Source organism: Corynebacterium lubricantis DSM 45231, from assembly GCF_000379425.1.
In the GTDB taxonomy this organism is placed as follows: domain Bacteria; phylum Actinomycetota; class Actinomycetes; order Mycobacteriales; family Mycobacteriaceae; genus Corynebacterium; species Corynebacterium lubricantis.
The window spans coordinates 111,279-133,907 of sequence record NZ_KB902193.1; the positions used below are offsets into that span (position 1 = coordinate 111,279).

25 protein-coding genes are annotated in these 22,629 nt (G+C 60.6%); 15 read left to right on the forward strand and 10 right to left on the reverse strand.

Annotation, left to right across the window (positions count from 1 at the left end; all coding sequences use genetic code 11):
* Position 1 precedes the first annotated feature (1 nt).
* The 4 genes from A37O_RS0106470 to A37O_RS0106485 all read right to left on the reverse strand — a co-directional run bounded on the left by A37O_RS0106470 (position 2) and on the right by A37O_RS0106485 (position 4,249).
* Positions 2-1,321: a M20/M25/M40 family metallo-hydrolase gene (locus A37O_RS0106470; protein WP_018296690.1), complete on the reverse strand. Its 1,320-nt coding sequence runs from the start codon at positions 1,319-1,321 to the stop codon at positions 2-4.
* Between the two features lie 22 nt (positions 1,322-1,343).
* Entirely contained in the window at positions 1,344-2,150 is an 807-nt protein-coding gene (locus A37O_RS0106475; protein WP_245533800.1) for a serine hydrolase, read from the reverse strand.
* Positions 2,151-2,235: 85 nt separating this feature from the next.
* Positions 2,236-3,273, reverse strand: coding sequence for an App1 family protein phosphatidate phosphatase (locus tag A37O_RS0106480; protein ID WP_026196199.1), 1,038 nt, complete (start codon positions 3,271-3,273; stop codon positions 2,236-2,238).
* A 61-nt stretch (positions 3,274-3,334) separates the two neighbouring features.
* Positions 3,335-4,249: an esterase/lipase family protein gene (locus A37O_RS0106485; protein WP_018296693.1), complete on the reverse strand. Its 915-nt coding sequence runs from the start codon at positions 4,247-4,249 to the stop codon at positions 3,335-3,337.
* 39 nt (positions 4,250-4,288) lie between these two features.
* Between A37O_RS0106485 and amn the strand changes: the two genes are divergently transcribed.
* Genes amn through A37O_RS0106515 form a run of 6 tightly spaced genes read left to right on the forward strand, consistent with a single transcriptional unit; the run spans position 4,289 to position 8,903 of the window.
* Positions 4,289-5,701: an AMP nucleosidase gene (gene amn / locus A37O_RS0106490; RefSeq protein ID WP_026196200.1), complete on the forward strand. Its 1,413-nt coding sequence runs from the start codon at positions 4,289-4,291 to the stop codon at positions 5,699-5,701.
* Positions 5,701-6,633 carry a Sir2 family NAD-dependent protein deacetylase gene (locus tag A37O_RS0106495; RefSeq protein WP_018296695.1) on the forward strand — a complete coding sequence of 311 codons (933 nt, stop codon included), beginning with the start codon at positions 5,701-5,703 and terminating at the stop codon, positions 6,631-6,633. Before amn ends, A37O_RS0106495 begins: the two co-directional genes overlap by 1 nt.
* 10 nt (positions 6,634-6,643) lie before the next feature.
* Positions 6,644-7,276, forward strand: a complete 633-nt coding sequence (locus tag A37O_RS0106500; protein ID WP_018296696.1) for a DUF1801 domain-containing protein — start codon at positions 6,644-6,646, stop codon at positions 7,274-7,276.
* Entirely contained in the window at positions 7,270-7,785 is a 516-nt protein-coding gene (locus A37O_RS0106505; RefSeq protein WP_018296697.1) for a hypothetical protein, read from the forward strand. The genes A37O_RS0106500 and A37O_RS0106505 overlap by 7 nt, the downstream gene beginning before the upstream one ends.
* A gap of 22 nt (positions 7,786-7,807) precedes the next feature.
* Positions 7,808-8,395, forward strand: a complete 588-nt coding sequence (locus A37O_RS0106510; RefSeq protein ID WP_018296698.1) for an HAD family hydrolase — start codon at positions 7,808-7,810, stop codon at positions 8,393-8,395.
* A complete protein-coding gene (locus A37O_RS0106515) occupies positions 8,379-8,903 on the forward strand; it encodes a gamma carbonic anhydrase family protein (protein ID WP_018296699.1) in 525 nt (174 codons plus the stop codon). The genes A37O_RS0106510 and A37O_RS0106515 overlap by 17 nt, the downstream gene beginning before the upstream one ends.
* Here the strand turns inward: A37O_RS0106515 and A37O_RS0106520 are convergent.
* From A37O_RS0106520 to A37O_RS0106530, 3 genes are all read right to left on the reverse strand, one after another.
* Positions 8,859-9,941 carry an ROK family transcriptional regulator gene (locus tag A37O_RS0106520; protein ID WP_018296700.1) on the reverse strand — a complete coding sequence of 361 codons (1,083 nt, stop codon included), beginning with the start codon at positions 9,939-9,941 and terminating at the stop codon, positions 8,859-8,861. The genes A37O_RS0106515 and A37O_RS0106520 overlap by 45 nt on opposite strands.
* Before the next feature lie 63 nt (positions 9,942-10,004).
* Positions 10,005-11,258 (reverse strand): MFS transporter, encoded by a 1,254-nt coding sequence (locus tag A37O_RS0106525; protein ID WP_018296701.1) that lies wholly within the window; start codon positions 11,256-11,258, stop codon positions 10,005-10,007.
* 11 nt (positions 11,259-11,269) lie between these two features.
* Entirely contained in the window at positions 11,270-12,028 is a 759-nt protein-coding gene (locus tag A37O_RS0106530) for an NAD-dependent deacylase (RefSeq protein ID WP_018296702.1), read from the reverse strand.
* A 45-nt stretch (positions 12,029-12,073) separates the two neighbouring features.
* Between A37O_RS0106530 and A37O_RS0106535 the strand changes: the two genes are divergently transcribed.
* Complete coding sequence (locus A37O_RS0106535; RefSeq protein ID WP_018296703.1) at positions 12,074-12,688, forward strand: LOG family protein; 615 nt, start codon at positions 12,074-12,076, stop codon at positions 12,686-12,688.
* Between the two features lie 22 nt (positions 12,689-12,710).
* The gene (locus tag A37O_RS0106540) at positions 12,711-14,411 is read left to right on the forward strand and encodes a DUF885 domain-containing protein (protein WP_083912609.1); all 1,701 of its coding nucleotides are present in this window, start codon (positions 12,711-12,713) and stop codon (positions 14,409-14,411) included.
* Here A37O_RS0106540 and A37O_RS0106545 read toward each other — a convergent pair.
* Positions 14,408-15,484: an AbrB family transcriptional regulator gene (locus tag A37O_RS0106545; protein ID WP_051077958.1), complete on the reverse strand. Its 1,077-nt coding sequence runs from the start codon at positions 15,482-15,484 to the stop codon at positions 14,408-14,410. The genes A37O_RS0106540 and A37O_RS0106545 overlap by 4 nt on opposite strands.
* Between A37O_RS0106545 and A37O_RS0106550 the strand changes: the two genes are divergently transcribed.
* From A37O_RS0106550 to A37O_RS0106560, 3 genes are all read left to right on the forward strand, one after another.
* Positions 15,455-15,802 (forward strand): YciI family protein, encoded by a 348-nt coding sequence (locus A37O_RS0106550; protein ID WP_018296706.1) that lies wholly within the window; start codon positions 15,455-15,457, stop codon positions 15,800-15,802. The two genes, A37O_RS0106545 and A37O_RS0106550, sit on opposite strands and share 30 nt — an antisense overlap.
* On the forward strand, positions 15,799-16,548 hold the full coding sequence (locus A37O_RS0106555; protein WP_018296707.1) for a TSUP family transporter: 750 nt from the start codon (positions 15,799-15,801) through the stop codon (positions 16,546-16,548). Before A37O_RS0106550 ends, A37O_RS0106555 begins: the two co-directional genes overlap by 4 nt.
* 86 nt (positions 16,549-16,634) lie before the next feature.
* Positions 16,635-16,934 carry a hypothetical protein gene (locus tag A37O_RS0106560; RefSeq protein ID WP_018296708.1) on the forward strand — a complete coding sequence of 100 codons (300 nt, stop codon included), beginning with the start codon at positions 16,635-16,637 and terminating at the stop codon, positions 16,932-16,934.
* 8 nt (positions 16,935-16,942) lie between these two features.
* Here A37O_RS0106560 and A37O_RS0106565 read toward each other — a convergent pair whose 3' ends face one another.
* A complete protein-coding gene (locus A37O_RS0106565) occupies positions 16,943-19,213 on the reverse strand; it encodes an ATP-dependent RNA helicase (RefSeq protein ID WP_018296709.1) in 2,271 nt (756 codons plus the stop codon).
* 69 nt (positions 19,214-19,282) lie between these two features.
* On the opposite strand from A37O_RS0106565, the gene cmtR reads away from it, so the two are divergent.
* The 4 genes from cmtR to A37O_RS0106585 are packed head-to-tail and all read left to right on the forward strand — an operon-like array spanning position 19,283 to position 22,272.
* Complete coding sequence (gene cmtR, locus A37O_RS0106570; RefSeq protein ID WP_026196203.1) at positions 19,283-19,642, forward strand: Cd(II)/Pb(II)-sensing metalloregulatory transcriptional regulator CmtR; 360 nt, start codon at positions 19,283-19,285, stop codon at positions 19,640-19,642.
* Between the two features lie 8 nt (positions 19,643-19,650).
* A complete protein-coding gene (locus tag A37O_RS0106575) occupies positions 19,651-21,546 on the forward strand; it encodes a heavy metal translocating P-type ATPase (protein WP_211208356.1) in 1,896 nt (631 codons plus the stop codon).
* Positions 21,547-21,595: 49 nt separating this feature from the next.
* Positions 21,596-21,961, forward strand: coding sequence for a DMT family transporter (locus A37O_RS0106580; RefSeq protein ID WP_018296712.1), 366 nt, complete (start codon positions 21,596-21,598; stop codon positions 21,959-21,961).
* Positions 21,958-22,272, forward strand: a complete 315-nt coding sequence (locus tag A37O_RS0106585; RefSeq protein WP_018296713.1) for a DMT family transporter — start codon at positions 21,958-21,960, stop codon at positions 22,270-22,272. The genes A37O_RS0106580 and A37O_RS0106585 overlap by 4 nt, the downstream gene beginning before the upstream one ends.
* On the opposite strand, the gene A37O_RS0106590 is transcribed toward A37O_RS0106585, so the two are convergent.
* On the reverse strand, positions 22,269-22,616 hold the full coding sequence (locus A37O_RS0106590; RefSeq protein WP_018296714.1) for an ArsR/SmtB family transcription factor: 348 nt from the start codon (positions 22,614-22,616) through the stop codon (positions 22,269-22,271). The two genes, A37O_RS0106585 and A37O_RS0106590, sit on opposite strands and share 4 nt — an antisense overlap.
* Positions 22,617-22,629 lie beyond the last annotated feature (13 nt).

The window sequence follows — 22,629 nt, forward strand, 5'->3', positions numbered from 1 at the left end:
GCTAGCCCTCCGCACCAACAAACCGAGTGACCAGGCTGTAGTAAGCCTTCGCCGTCAGCTCGACATCCTCAACGTGCACATACTCGTCGTGAGAGTGGAGCTGCTCCAAGACCTCGCTGAACTGGCGCTCCTTGGCATGCAGCGCAAACCCGTAGCCCACGCCACCAAGGCGGCGGGCAAAGCGCAGATCGGAGCCGCCCGCCGAGATAGTAGGAACCACGGCGGCGCCGGGGAAGAACTCCTGATAGGTCTCGGCAATGGCCTCGAAGAGCGGGCCCTCGGTCGGCGACAGCGTCGCATCTTCCGTAATCAGGTGCTCAATTTCGACCTCACTGGCCAGCTCGCCCAGTGCATCGCGAAGCAACTCGTCGATCTCTTCCTGGGTCTGACCAGGAAGGGGGCGGATATCTAGTTCGATCCACGCGTGCGACGGCAGCACATTGATGGCACCGCCCGCGCGCAGCACAGTGGGCGCAACCGTCAGGTGGCTCATGGCGTGCGAATAGCGTGCGAGATCGCCCAAGGCCTCGTAGTTGTCACCCGAGAGCAGTTGCTTTTCGGTCTCAGGGTCGAACTTGAAGGCGCGAACGTAGCCCTCCCACAGCGAGTCGGACTTCACGGTGGGCTCAAGCGCCGCTAATCGACGAGCGACTTCTGCAATCTTGGCCACCGTCAAATCGCGGTTATACGGGGTTGACCCGTGGCCAGGCTCGCCGTGAACGTGGATCCGGCGCTGTGCCGCGCCCTTTTCGCCCACGACCACAACAAGCGCGTCGGAGCCGTCACGCACCGGCAGATGCGAGCCACCGGTTTCTGAGAGGCAGTTCTTCCAGGAAATAGCCTCTGGTTCGTTCTGTGACAACCATCCGGCTCCCAGGCCTCCGCGCGCTTCTTCGTCGGCAAGCCCAACGAACGTCAGCGTGCCCTTCGGCTTCATGCCTGCGACCTCGCGGGTCACGGCCGCCATCGCCGCGGTGATGAAGAGCATGTCGGTTGCGCCACGGCCGTAGATCTTGCCGTCGACGATGTCCGCGCGGAACGGGTCCTGGGTCCACTTGGGTTCGTCGACTGGCACGACGTCGGTGTGGCCGAGCAGGGTGAGCGGCTCGGCATCCGGGTCGCTTCCTTCGACGGTGAAGGCGATGGAGACGCGTCCGGGTTGAGGCTCGAAGCGCTGGATGGAGACATCGGTGTTCGCGAAGAACTTTTCCAGCGTCTCTGCGGTGCGGTACTCGGAACCGGAACTGCCGGTGAGATCGTTAACGCAGGCGTTTCTGATGAGTTCCTGCAGTAGCTCGATAGTCGTATCAGTCAATGACATGGCTATCAGCGTACTCGTACCGCTAAAGGTCGAGTAGGTCCACGAGTTCGGTGAGCGCGTCCTGGGCATCTTCCTGAGATCCAGTTAGGGATTCGGCGGCGATCGCAATGCCGTATTGTTCACCGTCGATCTCGATGTAGCCGAACTGGCGCGAATGGAAAGTGCCTTCGTCAGTATCTGACCAGCCTCCCTTGAACACCGCGTTGTCGATTTCGCCCAGCCCCCAGCGCTGTTCGTCGATCACGTTGCTCATTCCCTCGATGACAGGATTATCGGCATCGAGCTCAGTCAGCGTGTAGCCAAAGTGTGCCTGGGCAGGAACAGACCACTCAGTCATGCCGTAGGCCGAAGCAATCTTGATGGTCGTTCCGCTTTCCGCGACGATATCTTCGACTTGTTCCTGAGCTTCGCTTTCAGACCCCAGGCATTGCCACAGCGCATAGGCAGCATCATTGTCGGACCACTCGAGGGAGGCAGCAATCAGCTCGTCGCGACGCTCATCGCTATAAGAACAATTTTCCAGAGAGGCCAGAGCGATGGGGACCTTGATCGTCGACCAAACAGGCATTGTTGCCTTCGAACCGAAGGACATCTGCTGCTCGGGTGAGTACATGGCAATGGCAATGCGGGAGTCCAAGTCCTCCTCGTTTTTCGCAATCTCTTCCTTGAAGGCGTCGGAATCGACCACTTCGATAGGTGCCGAGGCCGTCGCAGGGGACACCAAAGCGTTGTCACGGTAACCATCGATGGTTCGCGGACTTGAGATGCAGGAAGTTAGAAGTAGCGCTGATGCGAGAGTGGCCGCAGCTGCGCCCTTGCGAAGAGTCACAAGGAGGTATTATGCCACTGGTTCGCTGGCATGCAGACTTAGGTGGATATGTCACATAACTTTCTGCGGTGCAACTATTAATTGATTATATGTCTGAAGGGCTCTCTCCAGACTCCTGTGCGCGCCACTGGCGGAGCAACTCGTGTCCGTCACGGCCACTAATCGTTGGAGTGTTGGGATAATGCTCGGGCTGCGACAGTGCCGAGGTCGTGCCGTGAGAGAGCACGTGTTCCTGGGGACTGAGTCGACGGATTGCCACCTGTTTAATTCGGTCGGGATGCTCAAAAATCGCCTCGCCGTAGATCAAAGGATCGTGCTGACCATCGTCGCCGATCAGAATCCAATTAATCTCCGGAAATTCGATGAATAAGTTCCTGATCTGCACTTTCTTATGCTCTTGGCCGGAGCGAAATAGACCAGTCGGGGTAGGGCCCCAATCGGTGAGTAGCAACGGGCCACGAGGCAAGTGGTGTTTCTCAATGAAGCTGACCAAGGTGTCGTACGTATTCCATGCACCAGTGGAGATATAGAACACTGGTGCATTGGGGTCATCTTCTAGCAGGGCGGCATAAAACTCGTCCATGCCCGGGATGGGTTGGCGAGTATTGGTCTTTTTCACCCATGAGTTCCACGCCGCGAGTGCAGCTCGGGGAAGCATGGTCACGATGATGGTGTCGTCGATATCAGAGATCAGACCCACCTTGGTGTGGTCCGCAATGATGTGTACGGGTGCGGTGACTGGTTCCTGGTCAGGAAAAGCGCCATTACCCACAACCGAAATCTCCGCCTCGTGCCACCCTGGCTCCAAATTATGTCCCGCAAGCAGAACATCGATGTAGCCATTGGCATTAGTTTTCGAGTGTACTTCGGCATCTCCGAGACGCACTAGAACGTCGATCCCGGGGACCTGGGTGGTGAAAAACTGCCGATAACCGCGCATGACCAGCGTCTGAGGTTCGGTGTGCTGCGCCATCAGAACGCGGCCCAAGACGTGAGCGCGTTGCGACGAGCCATAACCCGTGTAGCCCGTCGCCTCCGGGACCCACCCTTGTTCAGACTTCTTGCGCATACCGCGGCGATTGGCTCGGGTTTCAATTCCTCGAACAACATCGGCAATTCCCATGCCACGAAATTCTACTGGGAAACCCGACTAGAAGCCGACTAGAAGCCGGCTGGAAGAAAGATTATTTAATTCCGCGAAGGGTGGCACGCACAAGCCGAATTGTATGCTCGCTTTCCGGCATCTCGTCGTGCAATACCTGCCCCTTGGGCTCTAAGTCCTGAATCCAAATATTGCGGACCTGGCCGTCGATGTTCGAGTTCAGAAAGCACGACTCGGGTGGCTGGACAATGGCGTCCGAGCGCGTGGCAATGCAGGTATAGCTCACGCCTGGTTCCACGTCGCCTCCCTCGTTGGTTTTGCGCAGAAAGTCGGACCCGGCAATCTGCTGGAATGCGGCCGCGCCAAGGGCACGGTCGATCAGCGTGTGCATCGTCTTCTCTGCGGTTTTCGTGGTGACCAGGGGACTGGCGATGCCACCAAAGGTGGTGCCGTGGTTGGGAGAGGACAGGCAGATGAGGTGACGGGTCTTTTCCGCACCGCCAAGGTGGCGCATCCAATAACGCAGCAACAGCCCACCTTGAGAATGTCCCACCAGGATCGCCTTGGCCGCTTTCGTATGTGCCAGTACACCAGAGATATAGGCATCGACTTCGGTGGCAGAATCCTCGATCAAACGGGTGCCGTGGTTGCCAAAGTTGAGGGCATAGACTTCCCAACCGTCTTCGCGCAGGTTCTCGGACAGCGATTGCCAGACATCACGGTCTGATCCTGTGCCGTGGACCAAGATCACGGGGTAATCGCGGGTACCTGGGCGGTAATCGTCCTCAAAGTAACGGCGCCCGCGCACCTTCGGCACGAAGGGGAGGTTCTTGTCGGATTTCAGGTGAATATCCAACGACGCCATGGCTTCGGCTACGTCGTCGGGGATCTTATCCACTGTGACATTTTTGGCATGCTCAACCAAGTTGTCGGGTAGGTCTTTGGCGTCTACCCGCCAGATTTTTGCTAATTGATCGCGAAATGACGAGACTTCCATTGCGCACGATAGTACTAAAAAATCGCTAGGGTGAGCACTATGGAGCAAGTGGAATCAGTAGATGAAGCAGTAGATGCGCTCATCGAGATGTACCAGCGTTCGTGCGCGCTGGCCGGTGAGGTCCTCGACAGCCATGACTATGCCGGATACGCCAACGTTCTTTATCCCAAAGTCCGCGTAGATATTAACGAGTGGGCACCCATCGACCGTACAGAACCCTTCGGCTACGTGGATGAAGCCGGAACTTATTCCGCGACGGTATCCCGCCCCGATCTGATGTCGGGATACCTGCGCGGCCAGCTCAAACGCCTCACCGACAACTACCCGTCGACCATGTATGTCGGGTATTCCGATACCTCGATCCCGCCGGAGTACATCCGAGGCCTAGGCGATGTGTCGGAGGCGCGCCGGGCCGGCACTGGCTCGTCGGCGATACCGCGGCCCACCCTCGACGAAGTCCACGATGCGATTATTGATGGCGAATGGGATGCCTTCCACGGCGAGGAAAAGCCACTATTCCACTTCGGCCCGCAGCGCTTCGATATCGCCTGCGCGCGCATCGAGCACTACACCGGCATCGAAGTCGATACCATGCAGCGCTACATTCTGTTCACGAACTACGCCATGCACACCACCGAGTTCGTTCGCTTTGGGCTAGCCGAGATTGCCAATCCTGAGTCGCGCTACACATCCATGGTCTTGCCGAATGGGAAGAAGATTACCCAAGCTCAGGCAGCAACCATCGGTGTGGAACAGCTCGACCTAGGCTCGCGGCACCAAATGCCCCGCTACGACCTGGTTGCAGAAGATCGCACCGGCATCACCATGATCAATATCGGTGTGGGTCCGTCGAACGCGAAGACCATCACGGACTGTCTGGCGGTGCTGCGCCCCGAAGCCTGGATCATGATCGGGCACTGCGCCGGCCTGGATGCCCGCATGCGCATCGGTGACCTGATCCTGGGTAATGCCTACGAGCGCAAGGATCATATCTTGGAGCACCACATCAAGGCGGACCTCCCGGTTCCTGCCGTGCCCGAGATCCAACGCGCCCTGGAGAAATCGGTGAAATCAATCTACGGTGACGCCTCCTCGCTCATGCGTACCGGCACCGTGTTGTCCACCGATGACCGGAACTGGGAGTGGCAGACCCCGCAGGATCTGTGGGAGTGGCTTCGCGGTTCGACAGCGGCGGCCGTGGATATGGAATCGTGCACGTTGGCCGCCAATGGCTATCGCTACCGCGTTCCCTACGGCACCTTGTTGGCAGTCAGTGATCTGCCGCTGCATGCGGTGCCAAAGCTTCCTGCCGCAGCGCAGGCCTTTTACTCTAACTCCAAGGAAGCCCACGTGATGTGTGCGGTGCGCGCCGTGGAATCGCTGACGGAAGACCCAGAGCGGTTGCGCACCCGCAAGTTGCGCCGCTCGCTAGGTGAAGTACCTTTCCGTTAATGCACGACTCTTTTCAGGACCCGCAGATCCAGCGCATCCACGACAGTGCGCTGCGCTCGATTGCGCGCGTCGTCAACGAAACTACCCATCCGACCGACCCCGACCAGGCCCAAGAGCAGATCGCAGACCAGCTCAAACACGGCCCGGCCCTCGTGCTCACGGGTGCTGGCATGTCCACCGATTCCGGTGTACCTGACTACCGTTCGCCCGGCGGCAGACTTTCCAACGGCCGGCCGATGACGTATCAGGAGTTCGCGCACGACCCCGTCGCATCACATCGCTATTGGGCCCGCGCGTACGTCGGCGTGAAGTACATGCGCGCCGTCGATCCGAACCGTTCACACTACGCACTCGTCGAGCTCGAGCGCGCCGGGGCGATCAACGGCATCGTCACCCAAAACGTCGATGGGCTGCACGCTCGCGCCGGCACGCAGTCGCTCGTCGCGTTGCACGGTGATATGGAGACGGTCACGTGTCTGGATTGCGGGTACATAGAAAAGAGATCGCTTTTCGACGAGCGCCTGGCCGCCGCCAACCCCGGGTACATGGACGGACTCGGCGATCATCAGATCAACCCCGACGGGGATATCGAGCTGCCGGAGGACAAGGTCGCCGAATTTCATATGGTCAGCTGTGTGAACTGCGGTGGGCGCCGACTAAAGCCCGACGTGGTGTATTTCGGGGAGTCGGTGCCACGGCCTCGTCGTCAAGCAACTGCTCAGCTTCTCGCACGTGCCACCTCGCTGCTCGTCGTGGGCTCGTCGTTAGCCGTGATGAGTGGCTACCGCATCGCCATCGAGGCGAGGAAACAGGGCAAACCCGTCGGCGTCATCAACGGCGGGCCCGGGCGCTTCGACCCGAAGGCGACCACGGTGTGGCGCACTCGGATCGCGCCCGCCTTTGACACGCTTTTGGACGAGCTGGATCTGTAAACTCGCACCCATGACAGCTTTTGAAGAGCTCAAAGGAGTGGGCAGGCCAGCACGGGACGCTTTCGCCCTAGCTGGATATCCGGACTTGGAATCGCTTGACGGTGTGCCCTGGGCGACCGTGTTGGATCTGCATGGCGTGGGTCAGCGCGGGCTGGAGCGCGTGCAGGCTGCACTTCAGGAGCGCGGCTTGAGCATGCAGGGCGCGCCCGAGCCACGGGAGCGCGTCAATGAATTTACTGCGGGCGCCACCGGAAAAAGCGATAGTAAAACGGCTATTACAGGGGTGGACCCGCGCGATTACATCGACTCGATTGAGGGCCGGCGCAAAGAGCATGGTCACATCTTGCTCGATGTTTATGGCCGCGCCACTGGTGTGGCCCCAGCGATGTGGGGGCCCACCATGATTGGGTACGGCGAGATGCACTACAAATACGAAACTGGGCGCGAAGGCGACATGTTCATCGTGGGATTTAGCCCGCGGAAGGCGAAGTTGTCGCTCTATGGCATCGAACCCGTCCCTGAACTGGGAAAATATACCTCGGCGGTGTCGTGTACCTATGTGAACAAGCCCGAGGACATTGATTTGGAGGTCCTCGAGCGGCTTGTGCGCGAGGCGTGGGAGAAGGGACCAGACGCGTGTTAAGTAGCGAGCTGATCGGCAAAGAAATTCGCGGTTTCGGCACCGAGCTTGAAATCGACGACTACACCGGCGCCTTTTCCGGCTACCTCGCCCTTGCAGGATCCGATGCGGGATCCGATGCGGGGCAGTTTGTTTCGGTGGAGTTCGTAGAAACCGAGACTGATTTTGGGCCCGACGGCACCAGCTTCGAACCAGAGATGACGCTGACCGAAGTCGAGGACCCGGGCGGGGAGTTCTGGGAACTTGCTGGTGTGATTTCTACTGTGCAGGAAGTCTACGAGACGATCACGGCCTTCGACGACGGTGTGGAGGTCTGGCACTGGAAGCGCACCGCGGGGCTCGTGCTTGGGTGTGAGAACGGCACAACATTGAGCTTCCACTGCGGCTCACCCCGTGCCCCTGAAGTGGTGATGCGTGTTAATGCACCCCTCCCACCAGTGGATACGCATGTGTATCAGCAGCATCAGAAGAGAAAATACTCCTACGAAAGGCAAGTCACAGCACCGCAGTAGGTTTTTTCCTAAACTCGATAATATGACTGCTCTGTTGTTCGACCTCGACGGCGTGGTGATGCGCCCGCGCACCGACTCGGACCGGCTGCGAATAGAACGTGCAGCTGGCGCCACCGACCCTGAAGCGTTCTGGGACGTGTACAAGGAATTGCGCCCCGCCTACGAGGCGGGAGACGTCTCCGACTACAGGTGGTGGCAGCAAGTAGGCCTGCGCGCCGGGTTGGATGATCCCGACATTGCCGAAGCGATCGTAGCCGACTGGGAATCCGCGACGGTGGTCAACGACGAGATCGTTGAGATTTTAGAAAAGCTCCGCGAGGCCGACTACACCTGTGGGATCGTAGCGAACGTGACCGAGACCATCGGAGACAAGCTGCGCTCCAAATATGCATGGATCGATGCGCTCGACGCGGTGATCTTTTCCTGCGATATCGGCATTACCCAACCCGATCCGCGTGCGTACGAAGTGGCAGTCGATGCGCTCGGCGCGAATTTGAAAGACACCATCTATTTCACAGCCAACCCTGACCACCTTGCCTCAGCACGCGAGGCCGGCCTGCAGGCGCGACCGTTCACCTCGATTAAGGACGTCCATGATTTACAGCTTTGAGGGCAAATCACCCTCGATTGATCCCAGTGCCTATATCGCCCCAGAGGCAACCATCATCGGCGATGTCACCATCGGCCCCGATGCCTCAGTATTCCCGGGTGCCGTGATCCGCGGCGATGTCGGCCCGATCAGGATTGGTGCCAGGACGAATATTCAAGATGGAGCGGTCCTCCACGTCGACACCGGGGGAGAGACAGTGCTTGGCGACGATGTGACTGTGGGACACTTGGCGCTCGTGCACTCTTGCCACGTCGGCGCGGGAACCCTCGTGGGGATGCATTCGTCGATACTGTCCCGCGCCGTGGTGGGCGCAGGCTGCATCATCGGTGGAGGAGCTGTAGTGCTGGAGGCTGCCGAGATCCCCGCAGGTCATCTCGCAGCGGGGGTTCCCGCGAAGATGCGCCGCGAGATCACCGCGGAAGACCAAGCAGGTTTGGTCGAGCACGCGGGTAGGTACGTGGAACTAAGTCGCCGGCACCGAGAGGGGCTCGTGGAGGACGTAATCTAGGGCGACGGCCCGGGCGATATCGCGCACCACTTCACGGTGGGTGGGGATCATCCGCAAGTTGAGCTTTGTGTCCTCCGGCAGGCTGGCGCGAACCTGGCGCGCGAAGATTCCAGGGGCGTTGGGGTCGTCGAGAAATGCGGACCCAGCCACAACGAAGGTCGTCGGCGAGTAATTGCGGATCAGTTCAGCAGCAACGCTGCCGAGCTCACTCGCACGTCGATCCAGGCAGCCGCGTGAGGCGGGGAAGCGCTTGCCTAACTCAACTGCGTCTTTGAGAGTGCGAAGTTCCGGGTCGTTAATCCCGCTGAGCAGCCCATCGGTGGTCAAATCGGGTCGGTCGATGGTAATCGAGGACACCCCGTCCTGGCCGGAAATGGCGGCGCCAACGGAGTCGTCGGCAAAGAGCGACATGATGCCCGAAGGGTGCACGGACTCGCTGGACTGGATTTCGGAACCGATAATGGCTGGCACAATCCCCGATACCGTGACGGGAACGGAGAATTGCTCCCGTAATTGAGCCGCGATGTTGACGTTTTTCCAGCCCAAGTTGGAAGCATTGACCACACCGTCGCGGGAGACAGTCCCCGAGGTGGTGACTCCGACACTGGACAGGGGACGATCCATTCCTGCAGTGAGCCGGTTCAGTCCAGCCATGATGTGTTGGACGAAGTCGTCAGGCGTGACGGCGGCGACGGGAGTGGAAATATCGGTGTCGCGCAGGGTGTGGCCCTTGATATCAAACAGCGCGATATACGTTGAGGAAGTACCCACAGCGATGCCAGCGTGGATGCTGTGCGTTTCAGCGATCTCGAGGGGGATGGTGGGGCGCCCACGTCCCTGCGAGCGCGTGAGGTCATTGCGCTCTACCGCGTATCCGGCCTTGATGAGGGCAGACATTGCTCTAGTGATCGTGGGTTGGGAAAGGCCGGTCGCCTCAACGAGTTCGCTGCGCGAGGTCACCGGGTTGAGCCGAATGAGATGCAGGCACTTGGCCGCAGGGGTGCGCAGCCGAGAAAACGGTGGGTGGGACGAGGACATGTGAAGATAATACGATGAATGTAGACTATCCTGTCTTTATTACCCCCGGAGTTTCTAGACTGCTCATTCTGTTTTGGGTTTTGAATAACGCCAGAATTTAGGTACTGCCAGCATGGATACTGCCGTTCCGACGATGACGAGGATACCGCCGATGAGGGTGGTTAGCCCTGCCCCCATGAACTCGCCGGCCCAGCCGTGGGCCAGGTCGGCGATGCGTGGGCCACCGACGACGATGATGATATAAACCCCCTGGATACGCCCCTGCATCTCTGCGGTTGCAGACTGTTGGAGGATCGCGTTGCGCAGACTCGCCGAGAACATGTCGGCAGCGCCACCGATCACGAGCATCAAGACCACCAGCCACGCCCAGACACTTACTGCCGGTGGGCTCACCATGGTGAACAATCCCGCCAGAGCGACGGCACCTCCCCACACGGTGATGCAGATGACGACAGCTTTGCCCTGTTGGGCAACACGGGAGACCCACCCGGAGAACACTCCGCCGACGACCGCACCCACGGCGATCGAGGAGTATAGAAGCGACAACATGAGCGGTGAGCCGCCGAAGTTGACCTCCGCCATCTCGGGGTAGAGGGCACGGGGCATGCCGAATACCATGGCGATGGCGTCAAGGAGCATCGCCATCAACAACACCGGCTGCATCCACAGGTACTTCAGCCCACTGGCGATCGAACTCAGACCAGGAGCCTCGACCTTCCCCGCGGGAGGCAGCGACGGAAGCGATACGACCGCGCCGAGAGTGGGGATGAGGAAGGCGACGTCGAGGAAATACACCCACGAGAAACCAATGAATGGGATCAACGCACCGGCGACAAGCGGGCCAATGACCGCGCCGGCCTGCATCACCAACATATTCAGGCTCGCACCCGCAGCGAGCTGATCGATGGGCAGGATGGACCTAAAGGTCGCCGTCCTCGTTGGTTGGTTGACGGCGAAGAAGGCTTGCTGCAGCGCAAAAATGCTGAGGAGCACCCAGACATTGGCGTTGCCCAGCATGGAGACGATGAAGAACGCGCTCGAGCTTAAAATCATGCCCAGGGTGGACACGATGAGCACGAGGCGCTTGTCGAAGGCGTCGGCAATGGCACCACCATAGAGCCCAAACAAGACCAAAGGCACGAGGCCGAAAAGTCCGGTCAACCCGACATACCCAGACGACCCAGTCAGGGAGTAGATCTGGGCGGGAACGGCCACGACGGTCATCTGGGCGCCAAGTTGGGTCAGAATATTGGCGATCCAGAGCTTTCGATATGCCGGAACTTTCAGCGGTCTTGTATCCGCAAACATCTCACGCATGTGGTGAAATGTTAGGCCACGAGTGCAGGAAGTACCTCAGCGGCTGTGCCTTCAAGCACAACGGTCGCCAACGCACTGAGATCGGTGCGTTTCGGCGTGACCTCGATGATGGGGGTGCCGGCGTCGTGAGCGAGCGCGGGCAGGCCCGCGGCGGGGTAGACCACCCCCGAGGTGCCGACGATGACGACGAGGTCCGCCTCCCGCATCCGTGATTCCGCTTCGTCCCACTCTTTGGCAGGGAGCCCCTCACCGAACCACACCACGCCCGGGCGCACCAGATTCTTGCACAAGGGGCAGGTTGGTGGGGTGAGCCGGGCAACCGGCTCTGAAGGAAACTCAACCTCTCCTTTCCAGGGGCGCGAGCAGATGGAGCATCGAAAACTAAAGAGGGAGCCGTGGAGGTGGACAACGTCGGTGGATCCGGCGCGCTCGTGCAAGTTGTCAATGTTTTGGGTGGTGACAGTGACTTGGGCGTCGGCATGCTGGGCCCACTCGGCAAGGGCCAGATGCCCGGCATTGGGTAGGGCGCGTTGCGCCAGCCCCGCGCGCCACAGATACCAGGCCCACATTGGTTCCGGATCGCGTGCCCATGCATCAATGGAGGCCATCGCCTGCGGGTCTACATTTTCCCAGACCCCTGTGTGAGCATCGCGGTAGGTAGCTATCCCTGAGTCAGCAGACATTCCGGCACCGGTAAAGACCTCTATCTTCCCAGGTGTCTCCCCGGCGCGGGAGGTAACGCGAGAGACAAGATCACGAGCTTGGATCATTCCGTCCACCATGAGTATCAGGATAGATTACTAGGATGAAAGATTATGGTTGCGAACACGAAGAACTCGGTGCACAACAGTTTTAAGAACAGCATTAAGAATGTGGCCGTGTACTGCGGGTCTACGCATGGAACGAAGCCGATCTATGCTGAATCTGCACGCCTGATGGGCGAGACAATCGCGAAAAACCAGCAAGTCTTGGTGTTCGGGGGCGGCAACATCGGGCTGATGGGCGAGCTTGCAGATAGCGTGCTCGCCCACGGCGGGGAAGTCATCGGGGTGATGCCGAGGCACTTGGTGGACAAAGAAATCGCACACCAATCGGTCACACTGGAAATCGTCGAGACTATGGCGGAACGCAAAACGCGCATGGAAGAACTCGCGGATGCATTCATCGCGTTGCCTGGCGGAATGGGCACGATGGAAGAGCTTTCTGAAGTGCTCACCATGCAGCAGCTGGGCTACCACGACGGGCCCGTCGGCCTGCTCAACGTGGACGGATTTTGGGATCCATGGATTGAGCTGGTGGAACGTATGGCCACACACGGGTTCCTTCAGAAGAAGTATGCGGATGCCCTCGTGGTTTCCGAAGACCCCTCCGACCTGCTACAACAATTTTCCACCTGGGTAAATCCGGGAATCAAGTGGGCAGAAGGCTAAGAATTCGTTAGACTTCCTAGCCATGACTTCATCGTCAACACCGTTATCTTCTGACCAAGACCCTCAGGAACCAACAACGCGCCAAACGTCGCTGCTTGACGCAACGTGTGAGAACTTTGTTTATGACATGGCAGAGCACTCGCCTACCTTGGCAACCGAGCTGGGAATCGTCGGATACGACGGGGAACTTCAGGATTTCTCACCTGAATACTGGGATTCGCTCGCAGACCGAATCCGCGAGCTGATGGCTGACGTGGATGCACTCAATGACGGCACCGATGAATCCGATGACGAGGATGATTTCGACAGTGTCGATCATGTCACCGCAGCGATTCTGCGTGACCGCATGGGATTGGAATTAGAGCTCCTTCACCAGGGAGAGTTCCAGGCACAGCTCAACAATATTGAGTCACCAGTTCAGACGATCCGCGACACCTTTTCTCTGATGCCGACGGATACTCCCGAACAGCTCGAGGCGATTGAATCCCGTCTCTCTAAGGTTGCCCACGCCCTGCACGGCTACCGTGAGTCCCTCGCAGACGCGGCGAGCCATGGCCTGGTTGCGGCTCACCGCCAGATTGATGCCGTCATTGACCAGTGTGAAAACTTGGCCGATGAGGGAAGCCTCCTCGAGTCGTTGGGTGTGGACCCTGAATCGAGCGCTGTTACCTCCGCCAAGGCCGCATTCGGCGAAATGGCGGACTGGCTGTCCACCGAACTCAATCCGCTGGGTTCTTTGGAGGAAGCCTTCGGACGCGAACGGTACGAGCTCTTCTCTGAGTACTTCGTGGGCTATCAAGTTGATCTCGACGAGGCCTACGAGTGGGGTCTGGACCAGCTGCATCAAATCGTCAGCAAGCAGAAGCAGCTGGCGCGCAAGCTTTACGGCGATGATTGCCCCGTCCGCGTTGCCTACCGGCGCTTGAACGAGGAGTCGCGCTACACCCTCGAAGGCACCGACGAGCTACAGCAGTGGATGTCCAAGGTCTCGCACCGCGCGATCGAAGAACTCGACGGAATGCACTTCACCATTCCAGAGGAGATCAAGGAGCTGGATTGCCGCATCGATCCGGCAGGCTCCGGTGGCATTTTCTACACCCCGCCAGCCGACGATTTCTCCCGTCCGGGCACCATGTGGTGGTCGGTGCCCAAGGGCCAGACCACATTCCATAAGTGGCAGGAGTTGTCCACGGTATTCCACGAAGGCGTGCCAGGGCATCATCTGCAGCTCGGCATCACGTTGACCGAGAAGGACAATCTCAACCTGTGGCGTCGCACGATGAACTGGCACTCGGGCCACGGTGAGGGCTGGGCGCTCTACGCCGAGCAGCTCATGGATGAGTTCGGCTACATGCGTGACCCGGGCATGAAGATGGGTCTCCTGGATTCTCAGCGCCTGCGCGCGGCCCGCGTAGTGCTGGACATCGGCGTGCACTTGGGTAAGAAGGTTCCGGAAGGATCTGGCGTGTGGGATGCCTCCTACGCGAAATCTTTCCTGCGCGACAACACCGCGATGGATGAGGCAAACCTCTCCTTCGAGCTCGATCGGTACATGGGGTGGGCAGGCCAGGCACCGTCGTATGCGCTGGGTCAGCGCGCCTGGGTGCAGCTTCGCGACGATGCGCTTGCCGAAGGGCAGACGCTGACGCAGTTCCACGACGCGGCACTGCGCCTGGGTTCGATGCCCATGGACCTGTTGCGCAATGAAATCTTGAACAACTAGAGCTTCTTCAAGATTTTCGGTAGCCATCCTGCCATGAGCAGGATGGCTACAAGTCTGATCAGCTGGATCGCCACGACTGCGGGGCCTGCCCCGCCCTCCGCCGAGAGTGCGAGGACCGTCTCCAGGGCGCCGGGACTCGTCGCTAAATAGCCCTCAAAATAGGAAATGCCGAGCCAGACGGACACCACCCACCCCATGGCGGCGCATGCCGCCATGACTACGGCGATGAAGATGAGTGTGGCGGGGAGCAGCCTGCCGAAGCGCTTCAGCGCGGGCACCGAGAGGGTACCGCCGCAGACCCAGCCGATGGCCAAGAAGGAAATGATCGACAAGGGCGCGGGAACAACCACGCCACCTGCGCCGAATTGCGTGAGGAGATACGAGACAAGCACGGTCAGCAGCAGCGGGCCGAACACGCTGGGCACCGGAAGGCGGATTAATTTGGCAAGCGGGTTACCCAGCACCGCGATGGCGATGACAACGAGCCACATCCACCACGGCACGCTGGCCAGTGGCGCGATCGTGCTTTCTCCGGGTCTGTCGAGGAAGGAAGCCACCAGTGGCAAGGTCATGGAGACGGCCAGGAGGCGCAGGTACTGGGTCAGAGCGACGTAGCGGGCATCGGCACCTAGCTCGTGCGCGATGACCGGCATGATCGAGGCGCCACCAGAGAGCATGGAGAGGATGCCGGTTTCGTGCGAGACACCGTAGCGGGACAGGAGAATTCCGCCACCGAATCCGATGCCCACGGTCACAGCGGCCACGGCCAGGCCTGCCGGCAGGTAACCCAACAGCTGCATCGCGGGTACCCCCACCAAGGGGACCGCGGCGAGCACGCCGATGATGCCGCGCCCAAACGCGTAGAACTTCTTGTTGATCACAAGTTCTCGCCCCGTGCCTAACGCTATGGCCCCGGATGCGATGATCGCGGCGAGAATCCACGCTGCGGGAACATTCCAGGCGGTGAATGCGACACCGAGCCCGAGGGACGCCACGACAACAATTATCCACCTGAACACGTCACTTACACTACCGTTAGAGGCATGAGCCAATACCTTTTGAGCATTTATCATGAACCAGGCGTTCACGCATCCGGCACCGCTTACCAGTCCGAAGAAGAGATGCAGAACGCATTCGACAAGGTCGCGAAGTTCAACGAACGCATCATGGCTGACGGCCAGTTCGTCTACGCGTGTGGCCTCACCCCGCCAGAATCCGCGCGCCGGGTCAATATTGACGGCAGCGTTTTGTCCGGCCCAGCTTCTCCTGGCGATCGCCAGTTGGGCGGGTTCTGGGTCATTGAGGTTGCTGACGACGAGACCGCACTTGCGGTAGCGCAGCGCGGCGCTGAGGCGTGTGGGCAGCAGGTGGAAGTTCGGTCTATGCAGTGATAGTCCTGCTCCTCGCAGCGGCGGCTGTCGCTGGGTGGGTGGATGCTGTTATTGGCGGCGGAGGGCTCATTCTGATCCCCGTCCTCATGGCTTCCACCGGCCTGCCTGCGGCCAGCGTGTTGGCCACGAACAAGGTTGCCGCTGTCTTCGGCACGGCATCCGCCGCATTCACGATGGTGCGCAAAGTCGGCGTGCCACGGCGGGTGTGGGGCTACGCCGTTGTCGCGGCGGTGTGCTCGGGGCTGGGAGCGCTGGCCGTCTCGCTGATTAGCGACGATGTTGTGCGCCCCTTCATCATCGTGTTGTTGGTTGCCGTCGGTATCTTTGTGGCGTTCAAACCGTCGTTCGGTCAAGGCGATGCGAAAGGCACGGCAACGCGCACGCGGGTGCTGCTGGGCCTTCTTCTTGTCGCAGCGATTGGCTTCTACGACGGAATCTTCGGCCCGGGAACCGGCATGTTCTTGATTATGGGCTTTACCGCAATCTTCTCCCAGAACTTTTTACGCTCGGCGGCCATGGCCAAGGTGGTCAACACCGCAACAAACCTCGGTGCTCTGGCCGTCTTTATTGCAGGTGGACACGTGGAATGGGGGTTGGCGTTAGCGTTGGCGGTCGCCAATGTCATCGGCGCCCAACTAGGCGCGCGCACCGTCCTCGGAGGCGGAACTACGCTGGTCAGATATGCCATGTTGACACTTGTTGTCGTGCTCACGGTGTACTTGGGTATTCAGGAGTTCAGTTCGTAGAGCGCCGCATCGAGCGGGAAAACCTACAGCCTTTTCACAAGACGATTGTCAGGTATCCGGCAGATCACTTCTTTAACATTGAAAACATGCATTATCCAGAAGGCGTCATTGAAATCCGCCTTGACCACAACGCCGACCACGAGATCGATGAGGAGTACGCCACCAGGCTCATCGAGGAGACGCAGTCTTTCGCTCGGCGCTTCCCCACACAGCAAATTCACGTGGTAGGAACCACGGAGGCGATGCCTGTCCTGGCCATCGCGCTGAGCATGCAGGACGATATTTCCGACAACGTTGTTTTGGTCGAACATGGGCACGAATGCTCGGAGCATCGTATTGTGGTCTCCGCCGACTACATCTTGGACGGCACGTCAGTATTGGTCTAGCCGCAAAGCTAGCTGCGGTTTTTCGTGCGCGCTGTCGCCTTGGCACTCCAGGGGTCTTCCGGCCAGGGGTGTTTTGGGTAGCGCCCACGCATTTCCTTGCGGACCTCTTGGTACGGTCCATCCCAGAAGCTGGCTAAGTCATCGGTGACGGCAAGTTCACGCCCAGCAGGCGAGAGCAGGTGGAACAGCACGCGCTGGCCCACAATCTCCGGGGAACTGGCCAATCCGAAACATTCCTGCAGCTTAACGCGCACGATGGGTCGGCCCGTGGAGTAATCAACGCGCGGGTGTGAGCCGCTGGGCACATTGAGTTTTTCGGGCACGAGTTCGCCGAGCTTCGCCGCCTCCGGCCACGGTAATTGGCGCTGCAGTGCCGGGTACACATCAATCTTTCCGATCGGCCGGCCCTTCGCTACTTCCATCAATTCAGGCGAATAGTCGCCTTGGCTGACATCGGGCCACGGCGCGCCCACGCGCTGGTGCAGGTAGTCCAGCCGATCCTTCAATCCCTGCGCCTTCTCCGACAGCGCGAAGGCCGAAAGCCCCACACCGTGCAGCGCGTCGGCGGCTTCGGCGGGAGAGAGCTTGACCGGGGTGGAGCTCAGCTCGATCGCCCCGACCGCCTTAACTCGCCTGCCTCGGACCTTCCCATCGACCAGGCTTGCGCGAGCCTCCTCCGTGATCATGTGCGCCGGTACATCATTCAGCGCGGCCGCGGAGTGAATGATGGCCCCGCGCGCGGTGAGTTGCACCTCGGCGGCGGCGATCCATTCTGGCGCCCCCATTTCCACACCCAAGCTCGCGCGTGTGCCCGCGGCAAGTAAGTATTCGGAGCCCACGCGCCTGCCCACCCAGCCTGGGTAGGCGGCAGCGACCACGTCGCCAGCGGGCACCGGAGCTGACTTATCGACGAGTCGTGCCAACCTGGACATCTGCTGCTTCGGAGCGCGCAGCCGTGCAAGATCGCCGCTCAACCCCTCCGCCAGGACGGCGACAGTGGGGGCAGCTCCCGAGCCGTACTCCACGAGCGCGTTGCCCAGTCGGGGATCGAGGGGCATTTGCGCCAGGGTGGTGCCGCGGTCCGTGATATGGCCGGATTCGTCGATGACCCCGAGTAAGCGGAGCGACTCTTCCGCGTCGTCGAGGGCGGGCGCGGGCGGGGCGCTGAGCAGGGGCAACCCGACGCCGCGGGGAGTGCCCCAGGCCGCCAAAGTGAGTGTCGCATCGGTGAGATCCGAGGTAGCAATTTCCGGGGTGATCTCGGCGGGAAAGTGCTGGTAATCGTCTAGAGAATAGGCGCGTAGGACCGTCCCCGGGCCGAGACGGCCCGCGCGCCCGGCGCGCTGGTCGGCACTCGAGCGCGCCGTGGATACGGTGACCAGGCCGGTCATGGCACGTGCCGCGTCGCGACGAGGAACCCTGGACAGGCCGGCATCAATAACGCGGTGCACACCTGGGACGGTGATGGAGGATTCGGCAATTGTCGTGGCCACCACCACCTGCGCGTCACCGTTGAGGGCTTCGTCCTGTTCCTGATTGCTCAGCCGACCGTGGAGGGCAGCCGCGTGAATGCGCTGGGCGGCAAGGCCTTGGCACACGAGCTCCACCTCGCGCACGCCGGGCACGAACACCAGGGTGCGCTCGTTGGTGTCGCTAGCGGCAAGGTCGGCAATGTGCGCATAGAACTCGCGGGTGCCCCGGGCCCGGCCCTCGTGCGGGTGATAGGAGATTTCCAGGGGATGGGTCACAGCGTCGGTGGACAGAATCTGTGCGCCCATGTGCTCGGAGAGGGTACGCGCGTCGAGGGTGGCGGACATGGCGGCCAGGTAGAGGTCGTCGCGAAGCGCTGCGACTTCCATGACCATGGCGAGTACGAGGTCGGTGTCGAGCTGGCGCTCGTGGACCTCGTCGACGATCACAGCGCCGACGCCTTCGAGCTCCGGGTCGCGCAGGAGCCGGTTGAGCAGGACTCCCGGGGTGACGAATTCGACGAGCGATCCGTCGAAGTGCTCTCCGCGGATGGAATATCCGACGCGGTCGCCCAGGGGGGAATCGTCGAGAAGCGCAAGCCTGCGTGCAGCCGCGCGGACGGCGACGCGACGGGGCGCGGTGACTAATGTCTTGCCTGCGATATTGCTGATCGCCGGTGGCAGGAGGGTGGTTTTGCCTGTTCCCGGGGGTGCTTCGACAACGAGCGGGCCAGTTGCGGGCAGCTGGTCGATCACATTGGCGACGGGGAGTCCGGCGCCGATGCGGGAGAGGTCGAATGGAGCGGGCATAGGCATCAAGGGTAGTAGAGGGGCTGACAAAAGTTATCAATTGTTCAGTAGGCGATGTATAGTCACTGTGTGCTGACTATTACTTCAAAACTGGACGTGATGAATCGTCTCGGTCGCGCGATGGCCGATCCGACTCGCTCGCGCATTCTGATGACTTTGCTCGAAGGCCCGAGCTACCCGGCGGAATTGTCCCGCGATCTGGACCTGACCCGCTCAAACGTGTCCAACCACCTGACGTGTCTGCGCGACTGCGGGATCGTGGTGGCCGAACCGGAGGGGCGCAAGACGCGCTATGAAATTGCGGATCCGCACCTGACGGCCGCGCTGAACTCGCTGCTCGAGGTTACCCTTGCCGTCGATGAGGATGCTCCGTGCATCGATGCGACGTGCGAGGTGCCGGGGTGCGAAGGTGCGGGGGCCGCGCAATGACCGAAGTGATGAAGCCTCAGGTTGAGGGCAGCGACCTCGACGATGATGACGATGACGACGACGGCCCGTGGTGGAAAGACCGCGAGGTCATGCCGGCGGTACTGTCCGGTGTGGCGCTGGTCCTTGGTCTGATCTGCGAGTGGACCGGGCTTGAAACGGTAGCCCAGGTCCTGTTCTGGGCCTCGCTACTGCTGGGTGCCTCTACGTTTACACCTGGAGCGATCCGGAACTTGTTCAAGGGCAAGCTGGGTATCAGCCTGCTGATGACGATCAGTGCGATCGGCGCCCTCATTCTGGGCTATGTCGAAGAGGCCGCAGCGCTGGCGTTTTTGTACTCGATTGTTGAGGCACTCGAGGATAAGGCTATGGACCGCGCACGCGGCGGGCTGCGCTCCCTGCTTAAGCTCGTGCCCGAAACGGCGACGATTGGCCGCGGCGGCAAGCGAGAAAACATCGCGGCGAAGGATCTCGAAGTTGGCCAGCTGATGCTGGTTGCGCCGGGCGAGCGCATCGCCACCGACGGAATTGTGCGCAGCGGGCGCAGCACCCTGGATACCTCGGCGATTACGGGAGAATCGATTCCCGTCGAGGTCGTTGTAGGCGATACCGTTTCCGCCGGCGCGATCAATACCTCTGGCGCACTTGAGGTAGAAACGACGGCAGCCGGCAGTGATAACTCGCTGACTACCATCGTCGAGTTGGTCGAACAGGCCCAAAATGAAAAGGGCGAGCGGGCGCGCATCGCCGACCGGATTGCCAAGCCGCTGGTGCCCGGCGTGCTTATCTTGGCCGTGCTTGTCGCGGTGCTCGGTTCGCTTCTGGGCGACCCGGAAGTCTGGATCACGCGCGCGCTCGTCGTGCTCGTTGCGGCCTCGCCTTGTGCGCTGGCCATCTCAGTACCGCTGACTGTCGTGGCTGGTATTGGTGCCGCCAGCAAGTTCGGCGTGGTAATTAAATCGGGTGCGGCCTTCGAGCGCCTCGGCACGATCAAGCACGTCGCCGTGGATAAGACCGGCACGCTGACTCGCAACGAGCCGACCGTCACCGCGGTTCTGGCCGTTGACTCGGTAAGCGAACAGCAGGTTCTTCAGTGGGCTGCGGCCCTGGAGCACAGCAGCTCCCACCCGCTGGCCACCGCGATTACCCAGGCAGCACCCGAAGTTGTCGAGGGAACCGAGATTTCCGAGCGTGCAGGCCACGGCATCGAAGGCACCGTCGACGGCGCGCGCATCACCGTGGGCAGCCCGCGCTGGATCGACGCAGGCGAGCTTGCAGGGCAGGTCACAGGGTTAGAGGACCAGGGGATGACGGTGGTCGTCGTCAAGCGCGAAAACGATACGGTCGGTGCGATCGGCGTGCGCGACGAGCTTCGCGACGAGGTCCCACAGGTCGTTGACACCCTCGCAGATCAGGGCCTGGGCGTGACCATGCTGACCGGCGACAATGCGCGGACCGCCGCGGCGCTCGCCCGGCAAGCAGGAATTAGCGACGTCCGCGCCGAGCTGCGCCCAGAGGACAAAGCGAGCGCCGTTGCGGAGTTGTCGCAGTCTTCGTCCGTGGCGATGATCGGCGACGGAATCAACGATGCGCCTGCCCTGGCGAGTGCCGATGTGGGCATAGCGATGGGTGTTTCTGGCTCCGATGCGGCCCTCGAATCCGCCGACGTGGTCTTTACGGGAAGCGACCTGCGCCTCATCCCGCGTGCGCTTGCTCACGCGCGGCGCGGCGGTCGGATCATCAACCAGAACATCGCGCTATCCCTGCTCATCATCGCGGTCCTGATGCCGCTGGCGATCACAGGTGTGCTCGGGCTGGCCGCTGTGGTGCTGGTCCATGAGGTCGCCGAGATCTTCGTCATCCTTAACGGGCTGCGCGCCGCCCGGGTGGACAAGTCTCTGGACTAAAGGAGTGCTACAGTCCCCTCTGAATTCTTCAACAAAGAGGGGAGCTGGGATGAAGAAGTGGCTCTTATTGGGCGGCGTGATCGCCTCGGAGGTGACCGCAACGCTGTCGCTGCGCGCCGCCATCGACCAGCCCGCATGGACCGCAGTCGTTGTGGCTGGCTACCTGCTGGCCTTTGTGTTCCTGGGTCTCACGCTGCGCGAAGGGATGAGCGTCGGCGTTGCCTACGGCATTTGGGGAGCAACCGGCGTGGCAGCGATCGCGCTGTTGGCAATGGTGCTTTTCGACGAAATGCTCACACCCGGGGCCCTCGTAGGCATCGTTTTGATCATCATCGGAGTCGTGCTGATCGAAACGGGATCCTCTGAAAGTTCCCAGGAGCCTTCTCAGAAGCCTTCTCAAGGGGTTCGCGCGTGAGCTGGGTCTGGCTGCTGTTGTCCATTGCTGCCGAGGTCACTGGCACCTTGTCCATGCGGGCAAGTGACGGGTTTCGAAAGAAGAAATGGCTCATCCCGATGGGCCTGGCATATATTGTCGCCTTCTTCTTCCTCGGACTAACTCTGAGCTCAGGAATGCCGGTGGGTGTGGCCTACGGGCTCTGGACGGCGATCGGCATCGTCGCCATCTCGGTTCTGGCCAAGGTGATCTGGAACGAACCGCTGACAGGCCGCATGCTCGTGGGCATGGGCTTCATTGGGGTCGGCGTGCTGCTGGTGGAGCTCTCCTAGTCCATCTGCAGCACGGTGCGTAGCTCCGCGAATAATTCCGGGCGAATGCTGTGGGTGACGGTGCGGCCTTCCTTAGATTTTTCCACCAGCCCGGCCTCGGTCAGTTTCTTTAAGTGGTGCGACACGGTGGGCTGGCTCAAATCGGAAAGCTCCGTGAGTTCGCTAACCGTCATTGGCGCACAGTTTTTCTTCGTCAACTGAGAAAGCAAGCGCAGCCGGGCGGGATCGGAGAGCACCTTGAAGATCTGCGCGTAGCGCTGGGCCTCGTCCTCGGTCAGCGGGCCGGCACCGAGGGAACAGCAATCGTTGAGGTCGGTCAGCGGGAGGATCATCGGGGTGGACATACCCCCACTATAT

What these genes read in the sequence shown, in the direction of transcription:
- A37O_RS0106470 (WP_018296690.1), bottom strand. Translation starts at nt 1,321, where the DNA reads ATGTCATTGACTGATACGACTATCGAGCTACTGCAGGAACTCATCAGA.
- A37O_RS0106480 (WP_026196199.1), bottom strand. Translation starts at nt 3,273, where the DNA reads ATGGGAATTGCCGATGTTGTTCGAGGAATTGAAACCCGAGCCAATCGC.
- A37O_RS0106485 (WP_018296693.1), bottom strand. Translation starts at nt 4,249, where the DNA reads ATGGAAGTCTCGTCATTTCGCGATCAATTAGCAAAAATCTGGCGGGTA.
- amn (WP_026196200.1), top strand. Translation starts at nt 4,289, where the DNA reads ATGGAGCAAGTGGAATCAGTAGATGAAGCAGTAGATGCGCTCATCGAG.
- A37O_RS0106495 (WP_018296695.1), top strand. Translation starts at nt 5,701, where the DNA reads ATGCACGACTCTTTTCAGGACCCGCAGATCCAGCGCATCCACGACAGT.
- A37O_RS0106500 (WP_018296696.1), top strand. Translation starts at nt 6,644, where the DNA reads ATGACAGCTTTTGAAGAGCTCAAAGGAGTGGGCAGGCCAGCACGGGAC.
- A37O_RS0106510 (WP_018296698.1), top strand. Translation starts at nt 7,808, where the DNA reads ATGACTGCTCTGTTGTTCGACCTCGACGGCGTGGTGATGCGCCCGCGC.
- A37O_RS0106515 (WP_018296699.1), top strand. Translation starts at nt 8,379, where the DNA reads ATGATTTACAGCTTTGAGGGCAAATCACCCTCGATTGATCCCAGTGCC.
- A37O_RS0106520 (WP_018296700.1), bottom strand. Translation starts at nt 9,941, where the DNA reads ATGTCCTCGTCCCACCCACCGTTTTCTCGGCTGCGCACCCCTGCGGCC.
- A37O_RS0106525 (WP_018296701.1), bottom strand. Translation starts at nt 11,258, where the DNA reads ATGCGTGAGATGTTTGCGGATACAAGACCGCTGAAAGTTCCGGCATAT.
- A37O_RS0106530 (WP_018296702.1), bottom strand. Translation starts at nt 12,028, where the DNA reads ATGATCCAAGCTCGTGATCTTGTCTCTCGCGTTACCTCCCGCGCCGGG.
- A37O_RS0106535 (WP_018296703.1), top strand. Translation starts at nt 12,074, where the DNA reads ATGGTTGCGAACACGAAGAACTCGGTGCACAACAGTTTTAAGAACAGC.
- A37O_RS0106540 (WP_083912609.1), top strand. Translation starts at nt 12,711, where the DNA reads ATGACTTCATCGTCAACACCGTTATCTTCTGACCAAGACCCTCAGGAA.
- A37O_RS0106550 (WP_018296706.1), top strand. Translation starts at nt 15,455, where the DNA reads ATGAGCCAATACCTTTTGAGCATTTATCATGAACCAGGCGTTCACGCA.
- A37O_RS0106545 (WP_051077958.1), bottom strand. Translation starts at nt 15,484, where the DNA reads ATGATAAATGCTCAAAAGGTATTGGCTCATGCCTCTAACGGTAGTGTA.
- A37O_RS0106560 (WP_018296708.1), top strand. Translation starts at nt 16,635, where the DNA reads ATGCATTATCCAGAAGGCGTCATTGAAATCCGCCTTGACCACAACGCC.
- A37O_RS0106565 (WP_018296709.1), bottom strand. Translation starts at nt 19,213, where the DNA reads ATGCCCGCTCCATTCGACCTCTCCCGCATCGGCGCCGGACTCCCCGTC.
- A37O_RS0106575 (WP_211208356.1), top strand. Translation starts at nt 19,651, where the DNA reads ATGAAGCCTCAGGTTGAGGGCAGCGACCTCGACGATGATGACGATGAC.
- A37O_RS0106580 (WP_018296712.1), top strand. Translation starts at nt 21,596, where the DNA reads ATGAAGAAGTGGCTCTTATTGGGCGGCGTGATCGCCTCGGAGGTGACC.
- A37O_RS0106590 (WP_018296714.1), bottom strand. Translation starts at nt 22,616, where the DNA reads ATGTCCACCCCGATGATCCTCCCGCTGACCGACCTCAACGATTGCTGT.